This window comes from Sulfuricurvum sp., assembly GCF_049587615.1.
Classification (GTDB): Bacteria; Campylobacterota; Campylobacteria; order Campylobacterales; family Sulfurimonadaceae; genus Sulfuricurvum.
Genome location: NZ_JBAVEF010000030.1, coordinates 1 through 1,731 on the forward strand (window position 1 = coordinate 1; position 1,731 = coordinate 1,731).

General features: G+C 68.9%; 1 protein-coding gene. It reads left to right on the forward strand.

The window, feature by feature from the left end:
• Positions 1–290 precede the first annotated feature (290 nt).
• A partial coding sequence (locus WB308_RS06625) for a hypothetical protein (protein WP_424190203.1) occupies positions 291–1,731 on the forward strand: 1,441 nt, incomplete at its 3' end.

Sequence of the window (1,731 nt, forward strand, 5' to 3'; positions counted from 1 at the left end):
GCGGGAAGGAGCGCGAAGTCGGTCACGTCGGTCGATGAGCTCGAAGGGCCGCCCCGAGGGCGAATCAATTCCGGAGCGCGTCAGCGCACAGGATAGTCCACTGAGCGGCGGTCCGTCGGTCGGCTGGCGCGCGCGTCACGATTGTGACCTGTTCAGGCGTGTGACGAAAGCGTAAACTCCGCGCCCAGTCGCGACGCCCCCACGAAGGGCACCCGCGACGTCGCACCGGAACCGAACGGGCTTCCGCGGCGTCCCGAAAGACACGATCTTTTTTGCGGAGCATTATGCCCATGGCGCCAGCCGCCCCGGTCCTGCGTGAAGTCGCGCTGGACGACAAGTACGCGCTCGATTCCGGTCGCGTCTACCTCACCGGCGTGCAGGCACTGGTCCGGCTGCTGATGCTGCAGCGCCAGCGCGACAGCCTGGCGGGCCTGAACACGGCCGGCTTCGTCTCGGGTTACCGCGGATCGCCGCTGGGCGGACTCGATCAGGCGCTGTGGAAGGCAGCGAAGTTCCTCGACCGCGCCAACGTGCGCTTCCAGCCCGGCCTGAACGAGGACCTCGCGGCCACGGCGATCTGGGGCACGCAGCAGCTCAACCTCCACGCCGGCGCGAAGGTCGACGGCGTGTTCTCGATGTGGTACGGCAAGGGCCCGGGCGTGGATCGCTGCGGCGACGTGTTCAAGCACGCCAACTACGCGGGCACGTCGAGGCACGGCGGGGTGCTGGTGCTCGCCGGCGACGACCACGCGGCGAAGTCGTCGACCATCCCCCACCAGTCCGACCACGCGTTCTCGGCCGCGCTGATGCCGGTGCTGTATCCCTCGTCGGTGCAGGAGATCCTCGACCTCGGGCTGCACGGTTGGGCGATGAGCCGCTACTCGGGCTGTTGGGTCGGCTTCAAGTGCGTCGCCGACACGGTGGAGAGCTCGGCGTCGGTGCACGTCGACCCGGCGCGCACCCGCATCATCGTCCCCGACGATTTCCCGCTGCCGCCGGACGGCGTGTCGATCCGCTGGCCCGACGCGTTCCTCGCCACCGAGGCGCGGATGCAGGACTACAAGGTCTACGCGGCGCTGCACTACTGCCGGGTGAACCGCCTGAACCGCGTGGTCATCGACTCCCCGAACCCGCGGCTCGGCATCATCACCAGCGGCAAGAGCTACCTCGACGTGCGCCAGGCGCTGGAGGACCTCGGCCTCGACGAGCACAAGTGCGCGGCGCTGGGCATCCGCGTGTACAAGGTCGGCATGACCTGGCCGCTCGAGCCCGAGGGCGTGCGCGACTTCGCGCTCGGCCTGGAGGAGATCCTGGTCGTCGAGGAGAAGCGCCAGATCGTCGAGTACCAGCTGAAGGAGCAGCTCTACAACTGGCGCGACGACGTGCGCCCGCGCGTCGTCGGCAAGTTCGACGAAAAGGGCGAATGGACGCGGCCGCACGGCGACTGGCTGCTGCCCGCCGCGTCCGAGCTCACGCCGGCGATGATCGCCCGCGTCATCGCGCAGCGCATCGAGCGCCTCGAGCTGCTGCCGCGCGTCATCGAGAAGATCCGCCAGCGGGTCGACTGGATCAATGCCAAGGAAGCGGCGCTAGCCAGGCCCAAGATCAGCCTTGCCCGCCTGCCCTACTTCTGCTCGGGGTGCCCGCACAATACGTCGACGGTCGTGCCCGAGGGCAGCCGCGCCACCGCCGGCATCGGCTGCCACGTGATGGCGATCTGGATGGACCGCA